We start from the raw sequence: 24,739 nt of genomic DNA, 5'->3' as shown, positions 1-24,739 counted from the left end.
TGCGCTTACGCCTGCTGCGCTGCGACGCCCGGCACCTGAGCGTTCGACACGCCCAGCGCCGCGTCGAACGCGCGCTGCAGCGCGGCTTGATCGAGGTCTTCACCGATCAGCACGAAGCGGCTTTCGCCCGCCTCGCCAGGTTGCCAGCGCCGGTCGAAATAGCTGTCGAAGCGCCGGCCCACGCCCTGAATCACGAGACGCATTGCTGCGCCCGGCAACGCCGCGAAACCCTTTACACGGTAGATCGTGTTGCTCTGAACAAGCGTTTGCAGTGCGGCGATTACTGCTTCACGCGACAGCACGTTTGCATGCACCACTACCGAATCGAATTCATCGTGGTGATGGTCCGCGTCGTCCGCCGAACCGTGATGGTCGTGGCGCAAGTGAATCGTTTCTTCCGATGCGGCTTCGAGTCCGAACAGCGTGTGCAGATCGAGCTGCCCCATGTGCGCGCGCACGACCTTCACTTGCGGCGGAATCTCCTCGCGGATCACGGCTTCGACCGCATTCTGACGAACCTCATCGAGCAGATCTGTTTTGTTCAGAATCACCAGATCGGCCGAAGCCAACTGATCTTCGAACAATTCGTGCAGCGGCGATTCATGATCCAGATTCGGATCGGCTTTGCGCTGCGCATCGACAGCGAGCGGGTTTTCTGCGAACTGGCCGCTCGCGGCAGCGGGACCGTCGACCACGGTAATCACCGCATCGACGGTGAAACTGTTTTTGATCTGCGGCCAGTTGAACGCCTGTACGAGAGGCTTCGGCAACGCGAGACCCGATGTCTCGATCAGCACATGGTCGATCTGCTCACGGCGCTCAACGAGCTTTTCCATCACCGGAAAGAACTCCTCCTGCACCGTGCAGCAGAGGCAACCGTTCGCGAGTTCATACAATTGCCCTTCCGTTTCGACGCCATTCTCGTCGCAACCGATGCCGCAACCCTTCAGGATTTCGCCGTCGATTCCAAGTTCGCCGAACTCGTTGACGATCACCGCGATGCGCTTGCCGCCCGCGTGCTGAAGAATGTGCCGCAACAGAGTGGTTTTGCCGCTGCCGAGAAAGCCCGTGACGATGGTGACGGGGATCTTGCGCATTTGAGTTTGCATCGTGAGGTCCATCCCAGGAGTTGCAGGCGCCGGCCGGCGTAGTCCGCACGCATGAGGTTCAGCGCGTGCCTCGGGCATGAACGACGGCCTTGCTACAACAGGAAAAACGCAGAAAACGGGTGTGAGGGCATGAGCGCAGCGCCGCATCCCCGCGGCGTTCGCCCTTCGTGTTCCGGCCGGTATCCGGGCTGGCGAAAGCGCCGCTTCCCCTTCCCGGACGAGTGATTTCTCGCCCAGTGGTGATATGCCCACGCGGCCTTGCGCGTGGACACCGAAGCCGGCACTGCGACGCCACGCGAACCGCCGTGACGTCACTTTTCGCTTACCGTTGCGGGGGCAGCACAGGTTGACCCAAACCGTGACAGGCGGGCGCCCTGTTTCCCGTTTAACTGCATGCGCACGAGCGCGCACACGAGCACCAGAAGTGCGTGCGAGTTTAGGCCGACCGTCTGGCGCCGTCAAGGAAACGCGGGCCCGGCGCGCTTATCGCACGGGCTTCTCGTGTGCTATCGTATGCGCGCGTTTGGTGCCCGCACATGCATTCGCGTGTGCAGTTAAACGGGAAACAGGCAGCGCTCCCGCGCTCAACCTGTGCTGTCCCCGCAACGGTAAGCGACCTGCGGTGCAATGTTCATGCTGCACCGCGCATGCGTTTTCGATGCCACTGTCCGATACATTCGAATGAATGCGGGCGGGAAGGCAAAGCGCGTGAGGCCGCCAGCCCGGATACCGGCCAGATGCGGAGGCGACCGTGCGTTTCTCGACGTCACGCCGCCGGCAGCCGGAATCCGCGAGGGACGGATGTGAAGGCGCTGAAGCACTATCTGGCAACCGGGTTCGCACCCGCGCGTGCCGTCGTGCGTGAAGACACCGCTTGAATGACTTCGATCTCCAATCACCTGGGCCCGTTCGCGTGCCGCACTGCATGGCGTACGCCGGCGGAGCGCGCAACGTCGTTGCCGTGCACGGTTAGCGAGGCGCGATGACACGCGCGTGGCTGATCGGCGCAGGGCCCGGCGACGTCGAACTGATGACGTTGAAGGCAACGCGCGCCCTCGGACAAGCCGACGTGATACTCGTCGACGATCTCGTCAATCCCGACGTGCTGCAATTCGCGCGCGCCGACGCGTCCATTGTTTATGTCGGCAAACGCGGCGGTCATCCGTCGACGCCGCAAGAAGGCATCGTCGCGCAAATGCTCGATCATCTGCATGCTGGGCGCGGCGTCGCGCGACTCAAGGGCGGCGATCCGTTCGTATTCGGCAGAGGCGGCGAAGAGCAGCAGGCGCTGCATGCGGCCGGAATCGAGGTGGAGATCATCAGCGGTATCACAGCCGGAATCGCGGCGCCCGCAGCTATCGGCATTCCGGTTACACACCGCGATCACGCGCAAGGCGTGATCTTCGTGACCGGCCACGGTGCGGGCAGCAGCGAGCCGGACTGGGGCGCGCTCGCCGCCACTCACATGACGCTCGTCATCTACATGGGCATGCGGCGGCTGAAGGATATCGTCAGCGCATTGCTCGCAGCCGGCATGCGCGCCGACACGCCGTGTGCGGCGATCGAATCGGCTACGCGTCCCGAGCAACGCCATGCGCTTTCGACGCTTGGTGAATTCGCCGATGCCGTCGCGCGCGCGGGACTCGGCTCGCCTGCGATCGTGGTGATAGGCGGCGTGGCGTCGCTCGCGCTCGCGCGTGCCGCCGCGGCAAGCTCATCAGATGCGGCATCTTCGCCGGACGCGAAATGAAAACGCTTAGCGTGGGCATCGGTTGCCGCCTGTACACATCGGCGGACGAGATCGAAACGGCGGTGCGCGCCGCGCTCGGTTCGCACACGTTCGAACAGATTGCAACGGTAGCCTCTATTGAAACGAAAGCCGACGAGCCGGGCCTGCTGGAGTTCTGCGCGCGTCACGGGTTCACGCTGCAAGTGTTCAGCCGCGAGCAGATTCTCGCGATTGACGTTCACGAACCGTCGGCTGCCGCGCGCGAGCATCTCGGCGTGGACGGCGTATGCGAACCGTGCGCGCTGCTTGCGGTGGCCGCCCGTTGCACCGCACATCTGATCGCTCGCAAAACCGTTTACGCTGGTGTCACCGTGGCGATCGCATCGACCGCACCAGCGCCAGCACACAGTGTCACCACCATCTCACAGGACCTTCCATGAAGACCGATCCCGAATCGCATCAACGCATGACCGAACGCCGGCGCGAAGGCCACGAAAAAAAGCAGGCCAACGCGACCGTCGAAAAGGGCCTGCTGATCGTCAACACCGGCACCGGCAAGGGCAAGACAACCGCCGCTTTCGGCATGGCTGTGCGTGTGCTCGGCCACGGCATGCGGCTTGGCGTCGTGCAGTTCATCAAGGGCGCGCTGCATACGTCGGAGCGCGACTTCCTCGGCGCTATTGCCAACTGTGACTTCGTGACGATGGGCGACGGCTACACCTGGAACACGCAGAACCGCGACGCCGACATGGCCACCGCACGCAAAGGCTGGGACGAAGCACGCAGGATGATCGAAAGCGGCGACTATCAGATGGTCATCCTCGACGAACTGAACACCGTGCTCAAGTACGAATATCTGCCGCTCGACGAAGTGCTGTCCGTCATCAACGCGCGTCCGGCGATGCTGCATGTGGTCGTGACCGGCCGCCACGCGCCCGATGCGCTGATCGAAGCCGCCGACCTCGTCACCGAAATGCGCATCGTCAAGCATCCGTACCGCGAGCAAGGCGTGAAAGCGCAGCGCGGCGTGGAGTTCTGAACGTGTCCGCCTGCCCTGCGCTCTTTATCAGCGCGCCCGCGTCGGGTCAAGGCAAGACCACGATCACTGCGGGCCTCGCGCGCTACCATCGGCGACTGGGACGGCGTGTGCGCGTGTTCAAGACCGGGCCCGACTTTCTCGATCCGATGATCCTTGCGCGCGCAAGCGGCGCGCCCGTGCTGTCGCTGGATCTGTGGATGGTCGGCAAGGACGCCTGCCGCAATCTTATCGCGCAGGCGGCGGACGAAGCCGATCTGATCCTGATCGAAGGCGTGATGGGCCTCTTCGACGGCACGCCGAGCAGCGCCGATCTGGCGACCGAGTTCGGTGTGCCGGTACTCGCGGTGATATCGGCGAAGGCGATGGCGCAAACCTTCGGCGCGGTCGCGTTCGGCCTCGCGAATTTCCGGCCTCAGGTGCCGTTTCATGGCGTGCTCGCGAACCGCGTCGGTTCCTCGCGTCACGCGCAGATGCTCGAAGAGGCATTGCCGCCAGCGCTGCACTGGTGCGGGCACATTACCGCCAGCGACGAAATCGAATTGCCCGATCGCCACCTCGGCTTGCATCAGGCCGCGGAAATCGACGATCTCGACGCGCGTCTGGATCGCGCCGCCGATGCGCTCAGTCATACAGCGCTGGCCGGGCTGCCGCCCGCGGTGGAGTTTGGCGCGGCTACGCCACAAGTGCTTCCCCGCCTTCTGCACAACAAAAACATCGCCATCGCGCGCGATGCCGCGTTTTCGTTCATCTACCCGGCCAATGTCGCGCTGCTCGAAGCGCTCGGCGCCCGCGTTCACTACTTTTCGCCGCTCGCTGACGAAGCGCCGCCCTCCGACACCAATGCGCTGTATCTGCCCGGCGGATATCCCGAACTGCATGCCGCGGCGCTCGCCGCGAATGCCCGCAGCACCGCGGCGATCCGCGCACATGCGGCGGCCGGCAAACCGCTCGTCGCCGAATGCGGCGGCATGCTTTATCTGCTCGATAAGCTCACTGACACGCAAGGTGTCAGCACGTCGATGCTCGGCTTGCTGCCCGGTCACGCGACGATGCAAACACGCTTCACCGCGCTCGGCATGCAACAGATCGACAGCATGCATGGCCCCGTGACCGGCCACACGTTTCACTACTCGAAGCTCGGCACGCCGCTTTCGCCGTTGCGCTCGGCCACGCGGCCACAAGGCGATGCGCCCGGCGAGGCTCTATATCGCGTCGGCTCGATTGTCGCGACTTACATGCACGCTTACTGGCCCTCCAACCCGGCCTTCACGGCCGCTCTGTTCAATGGCGAAGCCTTTTAACGAAGCCGACCGCGACGCGGTTTATCGCGCGATTTACGAGCGCCGCGACATGCGCCACTTCGTGCGCGATCCCGTCGATGCCGCGGTATTGCAGCGTCTGCTCGATGCCGCGCATCACGCGCCGAGCGTGGGTTTCATGCAGCCGTGGCGCATCGCGCGCATCACCGATCCCGCCTTGCGTACTGCGTTGCATGCGAACGTCGAAAGCGAACGGCTTGCTACCGCCGACGCGCTGGGCAAGCGCCGCGAAGAGTTCATGAAACTGAAAGTGGAAGGCATGCTGGAGTGCGGCGAGCTGCTCGTCATGGCGCTGATGGACGGCCGCGAGCGGCATATTTTCGGCCGGCGCACGCTGCCGGAAATGGACCTCGCGTCGGTGGCCTGCGCGATCCAGAACATGTGGCTCGCCGCCCGCGCCGAAGGGCTCGGCATGGGCTGGGTGTCTCTCTTCGACGTCGATGCAGTGCGTCGGCTCCTGCGCATGCCGGAAGGCGCGCGGCCGGTCGCGATACTATGCCTTGGCCACGTCGACCGCTTTTATAGCGAGCCGATGCTGCAAACCGAACGATGGGCGGAGCGCACGCCGCTCGCCGATTGCGTATTTGAAAACCGCTGGCCCGAAGATCCGATACCGAAGGAGCAGTCGCCGTGCGATCCGCTGTAGCCGGCATTATCTTTGCAACGGCATCACCGAGACCACGTCCGGCAGGCTGCCTTCTGGATTCGGGCGCAACTTCACCCGCCAGTCGGTTGGTGCGTCGAACGGGAACTGCACCAGCGCGCTTCTGATCAGCGCGGGCGTGGCGTGCAACGGATCGGCGTCGCGGTCTGTACTGGCCGCGCTGACCTTGTACACTTCGCGCCCGCTCACACGTTCGAAAAACCGCAGCGTGAGCGTATGACGGTAGACGCGTGCGCCGAACAGCGGGACCGATGCGTCGGTCTGCGGGCCGCAATTGCCAGATGCACAGTCGCTCACACCAACGCCGATTTGTGCTGGCCGCGTCTCGTATCCGACCGAGAGCACGTAATGCGCAGGCCGCTCCGCCGTATCCGCGAAACCCTGCTTCGTCAGCTCGTCACGCAGCACGGTTTCGAACTGCGCATGGTCGACGCGCGCTTCCTGCATCGGCAGACGCGCGAACGTGTACGTCCGCTCGCCAGCTAGTGCGGCTGCGGGCGTCGCGGTGTGCACGTCCGCGTGCATGCCGGTACATCCGGCGAGTGTCGCCACAGCAAGCGCCGTACACACCAGAGTCGCTTTCATTGCGTTCACCGCTTTCGTCGCTTCCACAATTCGCTCCCCGATTCGATAAGACGCGCGCTCAGGCGTCATGACGCCGGCTCGCAGGCCGATCCAGTTGCGTTTCTTCCAGTGCCGGCAGATAGATCGTGACTGCCGTGCCTCGCCCGGGCGCGCTCACCACGTCCACTTCACCGCCATGGCGCGTGACCACGGTCTTGACGAAGGCCATGCCGAGCCCGGCGCCGCCCACTTCTGGCCGCTCTGTTTCGTGAAAACGTCTGAAGCGTTCGAATAGCTGTGCCTGCTGGTCTTGCGGTATCCCATAGCCCTGGTCGCGGATCGTGCACGACACGCGTCGCGTCGCGCGATCCGATGCAACCGCCATAGTGAAACCGGCCGTCGCCGACGTGCGCGCGGGCACCTCGTTCGATAGCTCACAGGTGATATGCGTGTCGGGCGGACTGTATTTGACCGCGTTGTTCAGGATGTTGACGAGCGCACGGGTCAGGAGCGAACGATCGGCGCAGATCCAGTGGCCCTCGTCGCCGATATCGCCTATGTCGCGGCCTTCTGCCGATAGGTCCGTTTCCGTGTGCAACGCGATCCGTTTCGCGTGCGCCTGCGGCCAGACTTCATCGCTCGCGTCGATCATCAGCTCGGCGAGATTCACCGGCTCCAGCAGGTAGGTTTGCGACTCGGCGCGCGCGAGTTGTACGAAGTCGTCGGCGAGTGTCAGCGCACGTTGCGCGTAACGTTCGATGCGCTCGAGCAAGCCGCGCGCGAGCACCGGCTTCTCGCGGGCCCGCTCGATCTCGACGAGCGCCAGGATCGACGCCTGCGGCGAGCGCATATCGTGCGACAGCAGCCGAAGTGCGTCTTCGCGCTGGCGCTCGGCGGCATGCAACGCAGAGACATCGACGAGACCGGCGATCCATCCGGTCGTCTCGCCCTGAGCATTCGTGCAGTTCGCGTAACGCAGCAGATGATCGCGCCCGTCAGCGTCGCGCACTTCGACGCCCTGCGCCATCAGCGCGGCAAACTCGCGGCTCGTGGGATCGAGCAGCGCGGGCCAGTGCGCACGGGCCCGCAAATCGTTTTCGGCATCCGATCCGGCTCCGCTATCGATGGCCTTGACGAACGTCAGGCCACCCAGCACCGCCTGCATGGAACGTCCCTCGGGCATCGGCGCGCCAAGACGTGCAAAGTGCGCCCTCGCGGCATGGTTCGCGATCAGCACGATGCCCTGCATGTCACTCACGAGAATCGGCTCGGGCATGCTGTCCAGGCTGTCCCACATAAAGCGCTTCATGTCCTGCACGCGTTGTGCGGCTTGCGCCATCAGCGCCATGTGCTGTTCGAGCACGTCGCCGCCAAACTGGCGCCGGCGCTGCGGCGTTTGCGGCAGCAGATGCGGTTCGTCCGCGAGACGCTGCAACTCCTTGCGCAGATACGCCATCGTCATTTCGAGCCGGCGCCAGTTCCAGATCGGATAAACGGCCACCACACCGAGAATCGCGGGCACGGGCGACAACCACAGCTGCGCGCCGTACAGCAGAATCGCACTGCCGGACATGGCAAGCAGGCACAGCGCGCCCGTCAGCAGCAGCGAGCGGCGCGGCGACAGCACGAGGAAACCGGCCAGCAACGCCGCGAGCGGAGCCAGTGAGACGACGAGCAGCAGCCATCGTGCGGCGGGCGCGACTTCGCGGCCGGTGAGCAGCGTATCGAGCACATTCGCGTGGATGTAGACGCCGGGCAGCGGCCCCAATGCACCGGAAACCGGCGTGGCAAACCGGTCGTAGAGACCCGATGCTGTCACGCCGATTACGACGATGCGCCCGCGCAATTTCTCGGGCGGGACCTGGCCCGCGAGCACGCTCGCGAAACTGAGCTTCTCGTAGCTTTGTGCATTCGGGCTGAACGGGATCAGGAAGCGGCCGTCGCTCGCCGCGTCGTTGCGCGCACCCGTTCCCCGATCGCTTGCATCGCTCGCCGATTCCAGAGACGCGCGCCTCGCCGGCTGCACATTCAGCCCTAGCGCGCCGCGTTCTGCCGCCCGCGCCACCGTGAGCATCAACTGCGGCCAGCGCGAGTCGGCGTCGCCTTCGAACTGGGCGACGCTGCGCACGATGCCGTCGCTGTCCACTTCAATATTGATATGCCCGAGGCCGGCCGCCGCGCGTACGAGCGGCGCCACCGGTTCGACGACGACAACGGGCGCGCCGCGCCCGGCGTCCGTGAGGAGCACCGGCAAATAGGTCGGACTCAGCGCAATCGCGCGGGCAAGTTCGGCGTCGTCGGGATTGGTTTCGGTGAAGAGCACGTCGTAGACGACCGCGGCGGGCTTTGCCTTCGCGACCTGCTCGAGCAATCGGGCGTGAACGCTGCGCGGCCACGGCCAGCGGCCGAGTTGCGCGATGCTTTCATTGTCGATTTCCAGCACGACGATGTCCGGCAGCACCGCCTGCGCATGCAGGCTCAGTAAGCGGTCGTACACGAGATGATCGACGCTCGCGCTCATGCGACCCAACGAACTGAGCGCGATCACGACGAGACCCAGGCATCCGATAGCCGCCCATTCGATCAGAAAACGACGGCCGGCGCGCCGTCCGAGACGGGCGCGCGGGTCGAGGCTCAAGCGCGTGGATGTGTTGGGCAAGGCGCGATGTCAGGAGGTAGAAAGCCAAAAACAGCAAGCGGACCGGGGCACTTCCGGGCCTGTGAATCTGTCAGCGTCAGCGCGCAAGCGTGAACGTGCGAACTGCGCTGGCCGTCGCGTACGAGCGGCCGTTGTCGAACTGCTCGGCAACGATGGTCCAGTAATAGACGCCTGGCGGCAGATCACTCACCACCAGTTGCCCGCCCGTCAGATCCGCGCGGTCGACAATCGGATGACGCAGATCGGCCGTCGTCGCCATGACGAAGCGAAAACGCGTTTGCGCCGACGCCGGCGCGCGGCTCACGAACCAGCGGAATTCGTAATCGTGGCTGCCCACGCGCGGCACGGCCGACGCGCCGACCGCGAATTGCCGTCTCTCGAAGGCATACACCTGCGGCAAACCTTCGAGCCCGTTCGCGTCGATCGCCGCAATGCGCACGAAATACGTGCCGTCTGCCAGATCGCCGAAGTCCGCATGTGGCGCGCTCACGCGAAGGTCGCGGATAAGATCGAGCTGGTCGGCGTCGCGGGAAATCTGCACGCGGTAGGTTGTTGCGGATGTTGCAGTTTCGGCGGCTCCGGCGGCCTCGGCTGGAATCAGATCGAAAGCCACCGTCTTGCCGTCCTGCACTCTCGCCGGCTCCTTGAGCGCAGGTGCTGGAAGCAGTGCAACTGCATCGCCTATCGCGGCGCCGGCCCGCGTCACGCTGCCGAAGCGTTCCGTGAGCAGTTGCGCCGACGCCTGCAGCGGCACGCCTGGCGGCGGTGCAGACTTGCGCGAAAGCGCCGCGACCGGATCGACGCCGACCGCGCCGTCCAGCACTTCGACAGCCGTGGTTTGCGCGTCGCCGTCGTAAGCGACCCTGAAGCGCGTCCCACGCACGCCCGCCACCACCGACGGCGAACGGATCTGAAAGCGGTCGTCTTTCTTCGTCGCATGCGTGACCTGGCTCTCGATCTGCCCGCGACGCAGTTCCAGTTGACGGTCGCCCGCGCCCGTCAGTGTCGTCCGCCGCAACCGGTCGATATCGAGCGCGCCGTCCTGCGTCATCGTGAGATGAGAGCCGTCGGACAACTCCAGTGTGACGAAACCGTTGGGTCCGGTGCGGATGCGGTCGCCTTCGCCAAGCGTCGCGCCCGCCGTCAGCGGCAGATAAGGGCTCGCGCCCGACGCATGTTCAGCGGGACCGCTCGTCGCGATCACACGTGCCGTCTCCGGGTCCTGCTTCAGTTTGTCGGCTGGCAGACGCAGTGCAATGCCGGCGGGCATGCGACGTGGTGCGGGCACCTGATTCAGGCGACTGAGCACGGCCCAGTCGGCGGTGTCGCTGAGATACCGGCTCGCGATTTCATAGAGTGTGTCGCCTGCGTGCGTCACATAGGAAACATAGGCGGGAGGCGCGGCTTTCGCGCGCTGCTTTGGCGCCCGTGACGGCTGCGCCTGTGCCGAAGCGGGCGCGAAGCAGGCGAAGGCGAAGAATCCCGCCGCGGCTAGTACGGCGCTCGCGCGGCGGCCAGCCGAGCCGGTCCTGCCGCGTATCGCTGAAGCGTCGTCGACGGAAACCGTCACGCCTGCCCCGCTTGCGAACGGTCCGCGGCTGGCGGTGTATCGCTCGCTGACTCCAGCCGCTCCAGTCTGTAGCCATAGCCGTAGATCGGCGTCAGACGGTAGCCGTGTTCCGGCCGCAGGCCGAGCTTGCTGCGCAGCATCGACACGTGCGTGTCCATCGTGCGCGACGGGATGTCCGTCGCCTGCTTCCAGACGACGTCGAGAATATGCGCGCGCGACAGCGGCCGGCTCAGATGCTGGAACAGCAACAGCGCGAGTTCGAACTCCTTCTGGGTGACCGCCACTTTGGTGCCGCGCACCACCACATGCTTGGCATGCAGATCAAACTCGAATTCGCCGAAGACTTCCGTCGCCGCCAACGGCTTCAGATGATAAGCGCGGCGCAGCAGCGAACCGACGCGCGCGAGCAGTACGGCGGCCGGGACCGGCTTGACGACGTAGTCGTCGGCGCCGATGTTCAGGATCGACGTAATGTCGCTCTCCTGGCCGCGGTTCGTCATGAACAGCACGGGCAAGCGTTCTGACAGGCTTTCGCGCACCCAACGCAACACTTCTTCGCCCGACATGTCAGGCACATTCCAATCGAGCACGAGCAGATCGAATGTCTGGCGCCGCAACTGCCGCACCAGTTCGCGTCCCGCAACGTATGCATGACAGACGTGGCCCGCTGCCGACAGCGTTTGGCAAACCAGATCGGCTTGCGCCGAATCGTCATCCAGGACAGCAATTCTCATAAAAACCCCGCAACGCGACTTCGTCGTTTGTTCGTCGTTCGTTCGTCGTTTGCCGGTAATGGGCGCAGCGGCGTATCGGCGACCGCGGCCATTACCGGCAAGCCGGCGGATCGACCGGGACGCCGGTGCTCGCTGGCACCGGCGATCCGGCCTTTCATTCATCTTCAGTTCGAAGTTTGTTTGACTCTCTTTCGACTAATGGTCCTTCGCCTCGCGCCCCGTACAACCCTGCTGCCACCCCATCTCAAAATTAGCGCGCATTTTTCGATTTGGGAGCGGCGATTATCAAACCGCCGATAATCATAATCGAAAAGACGATCGATCTTTGCTGAATGCCATTAAACGGTTCAGCGGCGGCTGCCGGCTCGCATGCCGCTTTTGCCGGTTTTGCGCGCCGTTCCCGACGCCTCTCAGGTCCCGCCGGCTAGTTTCGGCCCGTATGGGCCTGCATATAAAAAGGTGGTCTCTCTCGCACACTTCAGGCCCCGCGCCTGTCTTTTTCAAACCGCGACAAGCTTTTCGGGAAACAGCGATTTGACAATTTGAGTGAGTATAGAAACGGTCCCAAAATAAATCGTTTAAGGATTGTCAAATCGGTGCTGCCGCTGTTGTAGATTTGCAATGAAGCTGTCGAGTCCGCACAAACCAGTCAAAAAACACTGGATCAGTGGATCGACACCTCTCACTGTGACAACGTGCAGTTAATCGCGGAGCAAAGCTTTCAGGTTATGTCTTGGGCAACCGCTCAATACACCGAGTCGCGCTCCGATTGCCCGGGTGCTCTGCGCGTTTCGCGGCATGGGTCGTTGCGCGCGGGCCGTCGAGAGCAAAAAAAACGGCGTCGTGCCTGGTCAGGACGACGCCGTAAAAACATCACACGCTCGCGGGGGGCTACCTCACGAGTGCACAGAAAGTAACCGCTCAGAAATTCATTCTCAAGATGAAAGAACTACGTTTGTAACGAACAACGCGGTAGATATTACGCAGGCCATAACAACCATCCCGAAGTTGCAATGCCGCGCGGCATCGAACCTTGGGGGATGAACAGTGCGGACATGTGAACATTTACAGAAGGCGATGATTTGTTACAGACGGACGTGAAAGCGAAAAACTCGCACGCCAGTGCTGCATTCTCTCGAGCATGAGTCACGCGAATCCCGGCCGCATCGAAAGCTGCGAAAGCTTGCGGCCGACCCTCACGCTGCCCGCTCTGCCCGGTCAACACAGCGACGAGCGCCGTCCAGACCACGCGCGGGCGCAATGTGTTCGAGCTTGACGGGCAAGGTACCCGCGACGTTCACACCGATTGCCTCGGCAGCGGCATACGAGAGATCGATGATCCGTCCGTGCACGAACGGCCCACGGTCGTTGATCCGCACGACCACCGAACGTTCTCGCCCCACTGCCGTCACTCGTACACACGCGCCCAAGGGCAAAGTGCGGTGTGCCGCGGTCAATGCGTGCATGTTGTAGCGCTCGCCGCTCGCGGTGCGGCGACCATGGAAAACCTTGCCGTACCACGACGCGAGGCCGGTCTGCAGAAAGCGCCTGCTGCAAGCGCAAGCCGACGCGGCCGGCGAATCGTCATCCGCGGACTGCGCGTCGGATTGCGGCTCGGATTGCGGCTCGGCAGCCGATAAGCTCGGCGCAAGGGCAGCGGCCCGCTCGTCATCATCGTTGTAGCCACCTTGCAATGCATGAGGCGCAGTCTGCGCGACTGTACGAATGGCCGGCTCGGCGCTGCTCAGGGCGGAGCGGTCAACGACCGACGGCGCGCAACCCGCCAGCGCCAACACACAGCCAAGCGACGCGAGCGTGAGACCGAGAGGATTTGCAGGCACGCGAAGAAAACCGGTGAAACCGGTTGAGCCGGTGCGGTTGGTGAAGCGAAAAGTCATAGGGCATTACATTGCGCAGCGCGCTGCACGAAACAGCACGCCGCGTCGGTCCGGTTCGAGGAAAGCGGCAATGCCGCGTGGGCACCGGCTTAAGGGCGCTTCGGAAGATAGAGGAGCGGATCGACAGGCTTGCCGCCGTCGCGCACTTCGAAATGCAAAGACGCGTCGCCGTGGGAGTCCGACGAAAGCTCGGCAATCGCCTGCCCTTTCTTGACGAGCGCGCCGTCTTTAACCAGCAGCGCGCGGTTGTTGGCGTAGGCGGTCAGTAAATGTGAGTCGTGCTTGATGATGATCAGCAGACCGTAAGCCGCAATGCCGCCTCCCGCGTAGACGACCCTGCCGCTCGCCGCCGCTCTCACCTGTGCGCCGGCGGCCGCAGCGATCGCAATACCCCTGGTTTTTCCTGCGACGAACGGCGCTTCAACCGGCCCGTTAACCGGCCATGCGAGTCGCGCTTTGCCGATGGGCGCGACGCTCTGCACTGCGTTCGCGCGGGGTTCTGGGCTTGCAGGCGTGCGCGCATTCAATCCGGCAGGCGCGCTGGCAACTCCCGGTGGCGGCGCGACCCGCAGCAGTTGCCCGGCATCCAGTGCGCCATCCGCCGACAGATGATTCCACTGCGCAATGGCCGCAGCATCGCGGCCAAATGCCCTGGCGATGCCGGTCAAGGTATCGCCCGAATTCACCCGATAGAACCCGGCCGGAACCATTGCCTCATTGGGCACTGCTGGCAATCCAGGCACTGCTGGCACTGCGGGCGCCCAGTTGGAGGGCCACGCCAACGGCGGACTGGCAGGCGCACCGCTCGGCGCGAGCAGCGAGCAACCGCTCAGCGCGCCCGCCAACGAGAAGACGAGCAGGATTGGGACAGCCGGTGTGGCGAAACGGGGCAAACAGATTTTCATTAGAGCAGTGGGCGAGATCGGGGTAGTGCAAGGCGGCGCATCGGGCTACCGTTGCTGCGGCGGCGCGGCGGCCAGCACGGCCGTCGGCACGGCGGCCAGCACGGCGAGGTCCGCCTGTCGAACACGCTGCGCAGTCGGCGCGCGCGTTCATTGCGGGCGAGAACATCAGCAATCGTGTTTCTTTGCGTGGCCCGGCGGGCAATGAGTGCCGCGATTGAAGCGATAAGCATCGTCGTGACCTGCACGCGTGCGCCGCCCTTCCCACTCGTCGCGGCTCCACGAACGGTGACCGTCCCAATAACGTCCGTCGTGCCAGCCTTGTGTCGCTGGAGCATTCGCAGTCGTGCGTGTGGACGGGCTGAGCTCGAAGCCGAAGCTCTTTGCCTGAGCGACGACGGACAGGCTCATCGCGCAGCCAAACGCGATCGAAAGACAGATACGTTTCATACAAGAGTCCTAATTAAATAGACGTGATTGCAAGCGGCAATGCGAACGACGCTCTGCGTCAGCCACCGGGCTGCCCGAAAGAAGACCGTGTTTTATGTTTCGCGCAGGTTTTCGTCGATGAACTGCACGCAGCAAACGGGCCGATGTCAAGCACCGGCCCGCGTCTTCACAGGCTCGCTACGCGGCGTAACGGTTACGGCTTGGCGGGCGCTGCTTCGTCGGACACCGGTGCGGCATCCTGTTCGCCGCCTGCAGCCGATGCTGCATGGTGCGAATGCTTGTGCGAATGCTTATGTGCGTGCTTGTGTTGCTTCGTGGCGTGGTGTTGCTTGACTGCCGGCGTTGCTTCCTGCTGGGTAGCAGCAACAGCAGCTTGCGACGATGCCGCGACCGGTGCCGAAGCCTGCGCAAACGCTGCGATCGAGAAAAGGCCGGCAACAGCGGCGGCGACGAAATGCTTGTTCATAACGGTTATTTCCTTAACGTACTGCGTTGACTGACCTGATGATGGTCGCGTGTTCAACGAGTACGGCAAGCAACCGTTGACGGCAGGCAGACAAACTCCGCGTTTCTTGACGACTTGTGACGTCTTTGAACAATGCGGAGTCAAATCTGGGAATATTGGATACCGGAAAACGTCGGCATTCAGTGGTGGATGAGTGCGCGACTCGTGCGCACTGTCCCGAAAACGGGTCGCGTCACCTTCCGCCTTCGAGCTCGGGCATCGGCGCGAAGAGTGCGTCGATATCGTCGTCGGAGAACTTGGCCGCGCCGGCGGCGTCTTCCGAAAGAATGCTGTCTGCAAGACCTGCCTTTTGCTCCTGCAATTCCACGATCTTTTCTTCGATGCTGCCCGCCGCGATCAGTTTGTAGACGAACACGGGCTTATCCTGTCCGAGCCGATGTGCACGGTCGGTGGCCTGATTCTCGGCGGCGGGATTCCACCACGGGTCGTAGTGGATCACGGTATCCGCAGCGGTGAGGTTCAGCCCCACGCCGCCCGCCTTCAGACTGATCAGGAACAGTGGCACCTCGCCTTGCTGAAAGCGCTCGACGGGCGTGATCCGGTCCGTCGTGTCACCGGTCAGGATCACATAGGGAATCGCCGCTTCGTCCAGCGCCTCGGCAATCAGCGCGAGCATGCCGGTGAACTGCGAGAACAACAGCACGCGGCGTCCCTCTTCGATCAGCTCCGGCAGCATGGACAGCAGCAGGTCGAGTTTGGCAGAGCGCATACCACGCGCGCCCTTTTCCGCCTTATCCGGGCTCGCCGGTTTCGCCGCTGCGTCCTCGCTGCGTTCCGCGCCGTCGCCTGTGGTCCTGAGCGTGCGCACCAGTCGCGGATCGCAACACACTTGCCGCAGCTTCAGCAGCGCGTCGAGCACGATGATGTGACTGCGCGCGAGGCCCTGTGCGCTGACGGCCGCGCGCACCTTCTCCTGCATCGCCGTACGCACGGTTTCGTACAGATCGCGCTGCGTGCCTTCCAGATCGACAGAGCACACAATCGTCGTCTTGGCCGGCAACTCCTTCGCCACCTCGTCCTTGCGACGCCGCAGCATGAAAGGCCGGATGCGACGCGCAAGCAACGAACGGCGCACGCCGTCGTTATTCTTTTCGATCGGATTGCGCCAGCGGCGCGTGAAATCCTTCTGGCTGCCAAGAAAACCCGGCAGCAGAAAATCGAACTGCGACCACAGTTCGCCCAGGTGATTTTCGAGCGGCGTGCCGGTCAGACACAGCCGGTGCCGCGCGTTCAAGCCGCGGATTGCCTGCGCGGCTTTCGTCGTCGCGTTCTTCACGTACTGCGCCTCGTCGAGAATCAGCAGGTGATATTCGTGTTCGGCGAGCACCTTCTGGTCCCGCCACAGCAACGCGTACGTCGTCAGGATGAGTTCATGTTCGCCGATCTGATCGAAGCGCTGCTTGCGTTGCGGGCCGTTCAGCACCAGCACCTTCAGTTCGGGCGCGAAGCGGCGTGCTTCCTCGCGCCAGTTGTGCACGAGCGTGGTCGGGACCACGATCAGCGCCGGCCGGTCGAGTCTGCCCGCTTCCTTCTCGGCGAGAATATGCGCAAGCGTCTGCACGGTTTTGCCAAGGCCCATGTCGTCGGCGAGTACACCGGCGAGACCCTGCTCGCGCAGATACTGCATCCAGTTCAGACCCTGCTGCTGATACGCGCGCAGTTCAGCGCGCAGACCGCTAGGCACCGGCACCTCGCGCAAGCCAGGACCGGCTTGCAGACGCTGCGCGAGTTCGCGAATGGAATCGTCGCCGCGAAATTGCCAGCGTCCCGTATCGCTCAATGCCTGGAGGCGGCCTGCGTCCACAGAAGGCACGCGCAGCGGCGCGCCCTCGGCGAGACTCGCACCGAGCGAATCGAACAGATCGACCAGCACGCGCACCACCGGCTTCAACCGGTCCGCGCGCAGCCGCAGGCGCTTGTTCTCTTCGGTCTTCAGTTCAATCGGCTCGTCGTCGGCGATCGCCTCAAGCGTGCCGCCCAGCCAGCGCCGGTCGCGGCGGAACAGATCGGCGAGCAGCGGCTCGAGCCGCACATTGCGCTCGCCGATGCGAATACCCATTTCGAGATCGAACCAGCCGTCGCCCGCCTGATGCGCGGTGCCGTCGATCGCGTCGATCTCGATCACGTTGTAGCGGAACTCGGGCGCCATCGTCACACGCCACCCTCTGCTGACGAGTTCCGGCACCGCGTCGCTGACAAACGAGGACCAGGCGTCCGCATCGGCCAGCCCGAGCATCGTATCGGGCAGTTGCCGCGACGTGAACACGCGGCTCGTGGGCACCTTCTGCAACCCGCTTTTGCGAAGTTCGAGCAGGCGCTTCTTCTCGACCTCGTAGCGGCGGCGGATGTGAATGACGTCGCCGCCCGGCATGGGCACGAGTGTCACGCTGCTGTCCACGTTGATGCTGACGCCGTCGTAGTCGAAGCTCACGCCGGCCAGTTCGACGGCCAGGCCTTTGGCCTTTCCGGCGGACGGCAACGCGTGGCTATTGAGCGTGAGCACCGGCACCGGCTCCACGTCGATCACCCGGATCGCCCGCGAGTCTTGCGTGGGCGGCAACGGCAAGTCGGGCGCAACTTCGCGCAGCACCGACGCGACAAGGGGCGCTTCGGCAAGCGAGATCGGCGGCATTGCGAGGTAATCGGGCAATTGCTGGAACGGTAGCGACGAGCGGACCACACCGGCCTCGTTCGCCACGCCGTCCACATACCAGACGGGCTCGGTCGGCAACACCATACTCGCGCGCGGCTCGGTGCACAGAACCGGGCGCAGCCGCTGGTCGGCAAGCGGCTCCCATTCGATGCGCCCAGGCCGGTCGGCCGCACGCGCGAGCGGCGTGGGGCCGTCGTGACCTGGCGCAATCCCGAAGTCGACGAAGAGGCGCCCAGTGGCAATGAGCTTTTGCAGCATCTCCGCGCCGTTCGTGCCACGCAGAACGAATTGCCCGAAGTCTTCGCGAGAACGGCCGAGCCACAGGCCGCGCAAGATGGACAGATCTTCGTCCGATACGAACCCCGGTTGCTTGACGAGCGCCGCTTCGACGTTGCCCCACGTTTCGCCGACGGAGACGATCCGACCGTCCGGATGGCAGCGCGCGCGGTGCAGCACGACCTCGTGCCGCATGTGGAAGTCGGACCAGTTCAGCCGGTAGGCGAGCGTCTCGGTGCGCGCGGCGCTTGCCTTCTGAACAGCGGCGTCGGCGGCTTCCGCGCGTGCCCGGAAGCGTTCGAGCCAGCTGACCAGTTCGGGACGCACGCCAGGTTGCAAAGCAGTAGGCTCCGCCGATGCGGATCGGCCGAAAACGGCGGCGCCACCTTCGCGCTCATTGCCGTCCACGTCGATGATGTGGTCCATCTCGTCGTGGTATTCGAGCTCGGCCAGCAGCAGCGCGGCGACGTGCTTGCAATTGCGGCCGACCGGGCAGGTGCAGTCGCTCTGCGCCCACGGCAGGCCGCCGTCGGTGCGAAAACGGACCCGCGTTCTGTAAGGAAGCGGCTGCGAGCCTTGTACGTCGCCAGTCAGTGTGGCCCCGTGCCATGCGACTTTGCTGACGGGCCCGACCGCGCGCGCCTTGGCGACGGTGTTCTCACCGAGCCATTCTGCAATCCGTTCGCGATCAAAGAAAACTGACGACATCAGGGTGCATCCTCTTCAAGCCGGCGAAGGCAGGCGGCGCGGAAGGCAACTGCCGGCGGACGGCGCAGTCCACCGCTTCGTTCACCCGGAGCCAGGCTGCCAGCGATAACCGGCCATTTTACGCGTCGGAGCGAATTGGCTGTGCGAGGCGGCGCTCGCGTGGGGCGAGCCTGGTGTGGGGTCTGGTGTGCGTTGGCCGGTGTCCGCGTTCGAACCGCTCTCAGCGAGGCGGTTGCTAGCGGGGGCGCGCGCCGTTCTCGTCGTTCTCGCCGTTCCCGTCGTTTCCGTTCTTCGGGTCGTACCGGTCCTGCCCGCCCTTCTCGCCGCTTCTCGCCCCGCCGCCGGGCGGCGCGCCGACGAGCACCTCGACACCTGCGGCCGTCAAAACCTGCGCAAGCGCCGGAGCGGGAGCTTCGTCGGTAACGAGCAGGTCCACGCCATCCGCGGCAAAAGCGTGGAGCAGCGCGCTATGTCCGAATTTGGCGTGGTCCGCCGCGACCACGCGACGCTCCGCCTGAGCGAACGCCGCGAGCGAATACGCGACGTCGGCGGGAAGCGCGTCCATGAAATGCCCGTGCATGTCGATCGCGGTCACCGAGACGATCGCGTAACGCACATGAAACTGGCGCAGAAAAGCCTGAACGCTGTCGCCGATCGCGGCGCTGTCGTCGGCACGAAGTTCGCCGCCCGCGATGAACACGCGGTTGCCGTTGCGCGGCGCGAGCAGCCGGGCCACTTCGATGGAGTTGGTCACGACCGTGAGCCGCGAGCGCGCCGTCAGCGCCCGCGCGATATGCACGCAGGTGCTGCCGCCGTCGAGAATCAGAGAGTCGCCGTCGCTCACCAGTTCAGCGATGCGCGCGCCGATCGCCCGCTTGCCCGCGAGGCTGGCCGCCATGCGCCGCTCGAACGGCGGTTCGTCGAGGCGCTCGGGCAGCATGATGCCGCCGTGGACCTTTAGAAGCAGGCCCTGCGCAATCAACGGTTTGATATTGCGGCGAATAGTCTCGTCGGAAACCTCGAAGCGCGCCGCGAGACCGGTGATCGTACAGGTGCGTTGCTCGCGGACAAGCTGCAGGATTTCGCTCTGGCGTTGGGTAGAGAACATGGAGTGCGCGATTGTGGGCTTCGGTGAGTCTAGCAAAAACCACGGTTCAGAGTGGCAATTCTCATTTATTCCCACACAAAGCCACATTCAAATCTGCGGTGATTGCAAAGCGGTTGCCTTAAGCTAAGCGCCGCGTTTTTCGGCCTGTACAGCACCTTTACAGCCGGCAAATGACATCTGTGTGTCGAGATATCACCTCAGATCTTGCAACAACTCCCCGTTGCGTCATGTGCATTTATGGGGCAATCTTCGCGTGTCATTCATCTAATTCAACACATGTCCACATCCATCCCTCAGCACGCGCGCGTCGTCATCATCGGCGGCGGCATCATTGGTTGCTCGGTTGCGTACCACTTGACCAAGCTCGGCTGGACCGACGTCGTCCTGATGGAACAAGGCCAGCTTTCCTGCGGGACGACGTGGCATGCGGCCGGTCTGGTCGGCCAGTTGCGGACTCAGGAAAGCATGACGAAGCTGATCCGCTATTCGACCGCGCTCTACGCGGAACTCGAAGCCGAAACGGGTCTTGCAACGGGTTGGAAACAATGCGGCTCGCTGTCGGTGGCCCGCACTGCCGAGCGGATGACTCAACTCAAACGCACCGCCGCCGTGGCTCGCGCCTACGGCGTGGCCTGCGACGTGATCAGCGCGCGCGAGGCCGGCGATCTATGGCCTGTCATGCGCACCGACGACCTGCTGGGCGCCGTCTGGCTGCCCGGCGACGGCAAGGCGAATCCCACCGATCTGACGCAGGCCCTGGCTCGCGGCGCCCGCATGCGCGGCGCGCGCATCGTCGAGAACACGCGCGTGACGGCTATCCACACACGCGACGCGCACGGCGCGCGGGAAGCGACTGGCGTTGCGTGGCGCAACAAGAACGGCGACGAGGGCACGATCGGCGCCGAAATCGTCGTAAATTGCGCCGGCCAGTGGGCCAAGGCCGTGGGCCGCCTGTGCGACGTGACGGTGCCGCTGCACTCGGCCGAGCACTATTACATCGTCACGGAACGCATTGCCGGCGTGCACCCCGACCTGCCCGTCATGCGCGACCCGGACGGCTTCATCTATTTCAAGGAAGAAGTGGGCGGCCTCGTCATGGGCGGTTTCGAGCCCAACGCGAAACCGTGGGGCATGCAAGGCATTCCCGAACACTTCGAATTCCAGTTGCTGCCCGACGATTGGGATCAATTCGAAATTCTGATGACGAACGCGCTGCAACGCGTACCCGCGCTCGAAACGGCGCAGGTACGCCAGTTCTACAACGGTCCTGAATCGTTCACTCCCGACAACAACTTCATGCTCGGCGAGGCGCCCGAACTGCGACGCTTTTTTGTCGGCGCGGGTTTCAACTCGATGGGCATCGCCTCGGCGGGCGGCGCCGGCATGGCGCTGGCCGAATGGATTGTGGCGGGCGAGCCGACCATGGATCTGTGGCCGGTCGACATTCGCCGCTTTGCGCGCTTCAACGGCAACGACACGTGGCTGCACGATCGCGTGAAGGAAACGCTAGGCCTGCACTATGCGATGCCGTGGCCTAATCGCGAACTCGACAGCGCCCGTCCGTTTCGCCGCTCGCCGCTGTACGCTTTGCTGCGCGAGGACGGCGCGTGTTTCGGCAGCAAGATGGGCTGGGAGCGCGCGAATTTCTTCGCACCGACGCGCGACGAAGCACGCATCGACTATGCGTTCGGCCAGCAGAACTGGCTGCCGTTAAGCGGGGCCGAACACCGTGCGTGCCGCGAACGCGTGGCGCTCTTCGACATGACGTCGTTTTCCAAATTTCTTGTCAAAGGCCGCGACGCGCAAAGCGTCCTGCAAAACCTGGTCGCGAACGACGTCGACGTGCCGCCGGGCACCACGGTCTACACCGGCATGCTCAACGAACGCGGCAATTACGAATCGGACTTCACGCTCACTCGCCTCGCCGCGGATCAGTACCTGCTCGTTACCGGCACCGCGCAAACCACGCGCGACTTCGACATGATCGATAAAGCAATTCCGCGCGATAAGCACTGCGTGCTCGTGGACGTGACGAGCCAGTATGCAGTGCTCGCCGTGATGGGGCCGCGCTCGCGCGAACTTCTGCAAAGCGTGTCAAAAGCAGACTGGCGCAACGAGTCGTTCGCGTTCGGCCAAAGCCGCGAAGTCGATATCGGCTATGCAACCGTGCGCGCGACCCGCCTCACCTATGTCGGCGAACTGGGCTGGGAGCTGTACGTGCCGGTCGAATTCGCAGTGGGCGTGTACGAGATCCTGCATGAAGCCGGCAAGGCGTTCGGCCTCGTCAATGCGGGCTACTACGCGATCGACTCGCTGCGCATCGAAAAAGGTTACCGCGCATGGGGCCGCGAACTCACTCCGGACACGAACCCATTCGAGGCGGGCCTTGCATTCGCATGCAAACTCGACACCGACATTCCGTTCCGCGGCCGCGACGCACTGCTCGAACTACGCGGCAAACCGCTGCGCCGCCGCATGGTGGTGCTGACCGCGGACGGCGCAGCAGATCGCATGCTCTGGGGCGGCGAAGCGATTCTGCGCGACGGCAAGCCGGTCGGCTTCGTGAGTTCGGCGGCATTCGGCCATACGCTCGGCTGCCCGGTCGCGATGGGCTACGTCAACAACTCCGACGGCGAGGCAGACTCCGCGTATTTGACGAGCGGCGCATATGCGATCGACGTAGCCGGCGAATTGCTGCCGGCTACGCTTCACCTGAAGGCGCCTTACGATCCTCGCTCCGAGCGAATCCGCAACTAGCAAACGGCGTCTAGCGTCCGCCGCGCGCCATGCTCGAAAACACGCCGTCGCGGCGGATCAGGCCATGAAACAGCGCCGCCGCAAGATGCAGCAGCACCGTGCCGAACAACGCAAAAGCAAGCCACGTGTGCAACGCGCGCAGCACCGCGAAAAGTTCGACGTTATGCGGCGCGATCGGTGGCAAATGAAACGGACCCCATAGCGTGAGCGGATAGCCCGCCGCGGACAGCATCGCCCAGCCGATTAGCGGCATCGCAAACATCAGCGCATAGAGCACCGCGTGCGAGCCCTTCGCCGCCATTTTTTGCGATGCGGGCATGTCGCGAGGCAATGGCGGACTGCCGCGCCGTAAGCGCACGCTTGCGCGTATCACCACGAGCAGCAGCAAAGCGATGCCAAGCGGCTTGTGAATTGCAATCAGCGTGTCATGCGCGCGCGACACGGTTGCGACCATGCCGACGCCGATAAACAGCATCGCGACGATGAGCGGCGCCATCGTCCAGTGCAAAAACCGCGCTAGCGGACTGAAGTGCGTGCGGGTCCGCGTCATGAGCGCTCTCCATGTGTCGTCGGGGTTTGATGAACTTCCGGATGCAGCGTTTCCTCGCGCGTGCGTCGCTTGAACGACAGCGCATAGGCCGCCGAGCGCGCGGCAAGCAAAGGATCGTCGGACGGCGCGATGCCCGCCGGCACGATCGTCGGGTCGAAATTGACGTCGCGGCAAGCACCGTTTTCCTGCGACGTGCTGCGCTCGATCACGAGCGTCCCCGCGTCGATATTCTCCCGATCGGACGGCCATTGCAGCGTGGCGTCGCCGGTGGGGTCGCCCGGATGAGCAACGGTCAGGATCAGATGCCAGCGCAACGGCCCGCTCTGCAGACGCTCGTCCAGGTCCGCCGCGAGGAAATTCTTCTCGGCCTTTTGCGCGTCCGTAATCGGCGCGTACGGCGTCTCGGGCACCATCGCCCAACGCACCGCGCGCGTGTCGCCGGCCTGGTTGGTGAAGCGGAACGCGTTGATGCCGTAGTACGCGGCGTTCGCGAGGCTCGACGAAGGCGGATGCGCCTTCACCCACGTCTGGAAGGGTTGGGTCTCCGGATTGGCTGCATAAAAGGCCTTGAGCCGGGCCGGGTCCGGCTTGCCGGTCGCCGGATCGGGCGTTGCGGCAAGCAGTTGCTGATAGAACTGCTCAGGCGTATGCACGGCGAAGACCGGTGTCGAGTTCATTCCGGTGCGCCACTGCTCGCCGTCCTTCAATTGAAAGAGCAGCGCGAGGCTGCGCACCGGGGAACTCGTATCGGGCGCCGACGGATTGCCGCCGGGCACCGCAAAGCGTCCGGTGACCGGCGTGCGTCCGGGCGCAAATACGACCGCGCGCGAGACGCGCTCGCCCTGGCCGTTACTGTCGAAATAACCTTCGACGCACAGGCCCTTCGCATGATTGCGCCGATAGCCCGGATGCGGTTGACCCGCCACGGCCTGAAGCGTATTGACGATGCGCGGCGCGCTCAGGCGTTGCGGCGTCAACCACCCCGCCGTATAAGCGAAGCCGCCTGCGGACAGAAGCACGACGGCGCCTATCGCGGCAAGCCGGCACGGCACACAGCGAGGTAACTGATCGGGAACGGTGTTTTTTGTCACGGAGACTCCTTGCTGAATCGAGGCGTTGATTGGCTAACACGCGCGGCGCAAGTCTATTCCGTTCGATTTCCGGCGCGCGCGTTCGCCACGCGCGCCGGCCGTCGGCATTTCAATGCCCTCAATTCATGCTGTCGGTCGGCCTGGCGTCGCTCGCGACGCGGTTCGCGGCCGCCTCGGCAGCAAGCGCCTGCTTGTGCTGTTCGACCATATGCGCGAAGACCGGGCTGACGTCCGGATATGATGCGTCGGTCACGTAATCGAGACCGTTCTGTTGTGCCTGGATCAGTTCCTGATAGACCTCGGCACGGGTTTTTCCTTGCGCGAAAACATTCGACGAAGCGGCCAGAACGACGACGGACAATGCGGCAAAAGCGATCTTCTTCATGATGAACTCCGGTGAGTTGGTTGCGGGTTTGCATCAGGGAGAACCACG

General features: G+C 64.0%; 20 protein-coding genes and 2 riboswitches. Of the genes, 6 read left to right on the top strand and 14 right to left on the bottom strand.

The window, feature by feature from the left end; all coding sequences use genetic code 11:
• Positions 1–5: 5 nt before the first annotated feature.
• Positions 6–1,109 (bottom strand): cobalamin biosynthesis protein CobW, encoded by a 1,104-nt coding sequence (gene cobW / locus J2W46_RS27515; RefSeq protein WP_310357929.1) that lies wholly within the window; start codon positions 1,107–1,109, stop codon positions 6–8.
• Between the two features lie 157 nt (positions 1,110–1,266).
• A riboswitch (cobalamin riboswitch) is annotated at positions 1,267–1,547 on the bottom strand.
• Between the two features lie 69 nt (positions 1,548–1,616).
• Positions 1,617–1,861: riboswitch (cobalamin riboswitch) on the top strand.
• A 230-nt stretch (positions 1,862–2,091) separates the two neighbouring features.
• Here cobW and cobA point away from each other — a divergent pair.
• Genes cobA through bluB form a run of 5 tightly spaced genes read left to right on the top strand, consistent with a single transcriptional unit; the run spans position 2,092 to position 5,842 of the window.
• On the top strand, positions 2,092–2,859 hold the full coding sequence (gene cobA / locus J2W46_RS27510; protein WP_310357927.1) for a uroporphyrinogen-III C-methyltransferase: 768 nt from the start codon (positions 2,092–2,094) through the stop codon (positions 2,857–2,859).
• A complete protein-coding gene (locus J2W46_RS27505; RefSeq protein ID WP_310357925.1) occupies positions 2,856–3,278 on the top strand; it encodes a cobalamin biosynthesis protein in 423 nt (140 codons plus the stop codon). Before cobA ends, J2W46_RS27505 begins: the two co-directional genes overlap by 4 nt.
• The gene (cobO, locus tag J2W46_RS27500; RefSeq protein ID WP_020071504.1) at positions 3,275–3,877 is read left to right on the top strand and encodes a cob(I)yrinic acid a,c-diamide adenosyltransferase; all 603 of its coding nucleotides are present in this window, start codon (positions 3,275–3,277) and stop codon (positions 3,875–3,877) included. Before J2W46_RS27505 ends, cobO begins: the two co-directional genes overlap by 4 nt.
• Positions 3,878–3,879: 2 nt before the next feature.
• On the top strand, positions 3,880–5,178 hold the full coding sequence (locus J2W46_RS27495) for a cobyrinate a,c-diamide synthase (RefSeq protein ID WP_310357921.1): 1,299 nt from the start codon (positions 3,880–3,882) through the stop codon (positions 5,176–5,178).
• On the top strand, positions 5,162–5,842 hold the full coding sequence (bluB, locus tag J2W46_RS27490; protein WP_088176021.1) for a 5,6-dimethylbenzimidazole synthase: 681 nt from the start codon (positions 5,162–5,164) through the stop codon (positions 5,840–5,842). The genes J2W46_RS27495 and bluB overlap by 17 nt, the downstream gene beginning before the upstream one ends.
• Before the next feature lie 6 nt (positions 5,843–5,848).
• Here bluB and J2W46_RS27485 read toward each other — a convergent pair whose 3' ends face one another.
• From J2W46_RS27485 to J2W46_RS27440, 10 genes are all read right to left on the bottom strand, one after another.
• A complete protein-coding gene (locus J2W46_RS27485; protein ID WP_374726870.1) occupies positions 5,849–6,445 on the bottom strand; it encodes a DUF4136 domain-containing protein in 597 nt (198 codons plus the stop codon).
• A gap of 58 nt (positions 6,446–6,503) precedes the next feature.
• Positions 6,504–9,083 carry a CHASE2 domain-containing protein gene (locus J2W46_RS27480; RefSeq protein WP_310357916.1) on the bottom strand — a complete coding sequence of 860 codons (2,580 nt, stop codon included), beginning with the start codon at positions 9,081–9,083 and terminating at the stop codon, positions 6,504–6,506.
• Positions 9,084–9,159: 76 nt separating this feature from the next.
• Positions 9,160–10,653, bottom strand: a complete 1,494-nt coding sequence (locus tag J2W46_RS27475) for a FecR family protein (protein ID WP_310357914.1) — start codon at positions 10,651–10,653, stop codon at positions 9,160–9,162.
• On the bottom strand, positions 10,650–11,387 hold the full coding sequence (locus tag J2W46_RS27470) for a response regulator transcription factor (protein WP_310357912.1): 738 nt from the start codon (positions 11,385–11,387) through the stop codon (positions 10,650–10,652). The genes J2W46_RS27475 and J2W46_RS27470 overlap by 4 nt, the downstream gene beginning before the upstream one ends.
• A gap of 1,196 nt (positions 11,388–12,583) precedes the next feature.
• A complete protein-coding gene (locus tag J2W46_RS27465) occupies positions 12,584–13,285 on the bottom strand; it encodes a septal ring lytic transglycosylase RlpA family protein (RefSeq protein WP_310357910.1) in 702 nt (233 codons plus the stop codon).
• Between the two features lie 89 nt (positions 13,286–13,374).
• Entirely contained in the window at positions 13,375–14,190 is an 816-nt protein-coding gene (locus J2W46_RS27460) for a peptidoglycan DD-metalloendopeptidase family protein (protein WP_374726869.1), read from the bottom strand.
• A gap of 165 nt (positions 14,191–14,355) precedes the next feature.
• Positions 14,356–14,637, bottom strand: a complete 282-nt coding sequence (locus tag J2W46_RS27455) for a hypothetical protein (protein ID WP_310357905.1) — start codon at positions 14,635–14,637, stop codon at positions 14,356–14,358.
• A 193-nt stretch (positions 14,638–14,830) separates the two neighbouring features.
• On the bottom strand, positions 14,831–15,103 hold the full coding sequence (locus J2W46_RS27450) for a hypothetical protein (protein ID WP_020071514.1): 273 nt from the start codon (positions 15,101–15,103) through the stop codon (positions 14,831–14,833).
• A 232-nt stretch (positions 15,104–15,335) separates the two neighbouring features.
• On the bottom strand, positions 15,336–18,800 hold the full coding sequence (locus tag J2W46_RS27445) for a DEAD/DEAH box helicase (protein WP_310357903.1): 3,465 nt from the start codon (positions 18,798–18,800) through the stop codon (positions 15,336–15,338).
• Between the two features lie 235 nt (positions 18,801–19,035).
• Complete coding sequence (locus J2W46_RS27440) at positions 19,036–19,908, bottom strand: DeoR/GlpR family DNA-binding transcription regulator (RefSeq protein ID WP_310357902.1); 873 nt, start codon at positions 19,906–19,908, stop codon at positions 19,036–19,038.
• Positions 19,909–20,184: 276 nt separating this feature from the next.
• On the opposite strand from J2W46_RS27440, the gene J2W46_RS27435 reads away from it, so the two are divergent.
• Positions 20,185–22,665 carry a GcvT family protein gene (locus J2W46_RS27435; RefSeq protein WP_310357901.1) on the top strand — a complete coding sequence of 827 codons (2,481 nt, stop codon included), beginning with the start codon at positions 20,185–20,187 and terminating at the stop codon, positions 22,663–22,665.
• Positions 22,666–22,675: 10 nt separating this feature from the next.
• On the opposite strand, the gene J2W46_RS27430 is transcribed toward J2W46_RS27435, so the two are convergent.
• The 3 genes from J2W46_RS27430 to J2W46_RS27420 form a co-directional block, all read right to left on the bottom strand.
• Positions 22,676–23,215: a cytochrome b gene (locus J2W46_RS27430; RefSeq protein ID WP_131320938.1), complete on the bottom strand. Its 540-nt coding sequence runs from the start codon at positions 23,213–23,215 to the stop codon at positions 22,676–22,678.
• Positions 23,212–24,306, bottom strand: a complete 1,095-nt coding sequence (locus tag J2W46_RS27425; RefSeq protein ID WP_310357899.1) for a catalase family peroxidase — start codon at positions 24,304–24,306, stop codon at positions 23,212–23,214. The genes J2W46_RS27430 and J2W46_RS27425 overlap by 4 nt, the downstream gene beginning before the upstream one ends.
• A 118-nt stretch (positions 24,307–24,424) precedes the next feature.
• A complete protein-coding gene (locus tag J2W46_RS27420; RefSeq protein ID WP_020071520.1) occupies positions 24,425–24,691 on the bottom strand; it encodes a DUF4148 domain-containing protein in 267 nt (88 codons plus the stop codon).
• Between the last annotated feature and the right edge of the window lie 48 nt (positions 24,692–24,739).

The organism is Paraburkholderia strydomiana (assembly GCF_031456815.1).
GTDB classification, from domain to species: domain Bacteria; phylum Pseudomonadota; class Gammaproteobacteria; order Burkholderiales; family Burkholderiaceae; genus Paraburkholderia; species Paraburkholderia caledonica.
The sequence above is the reverse complement of the archived record's forward strand: the minus strand, read 5'-3'. Positions and strand labels throughout refer to the sequence as shown.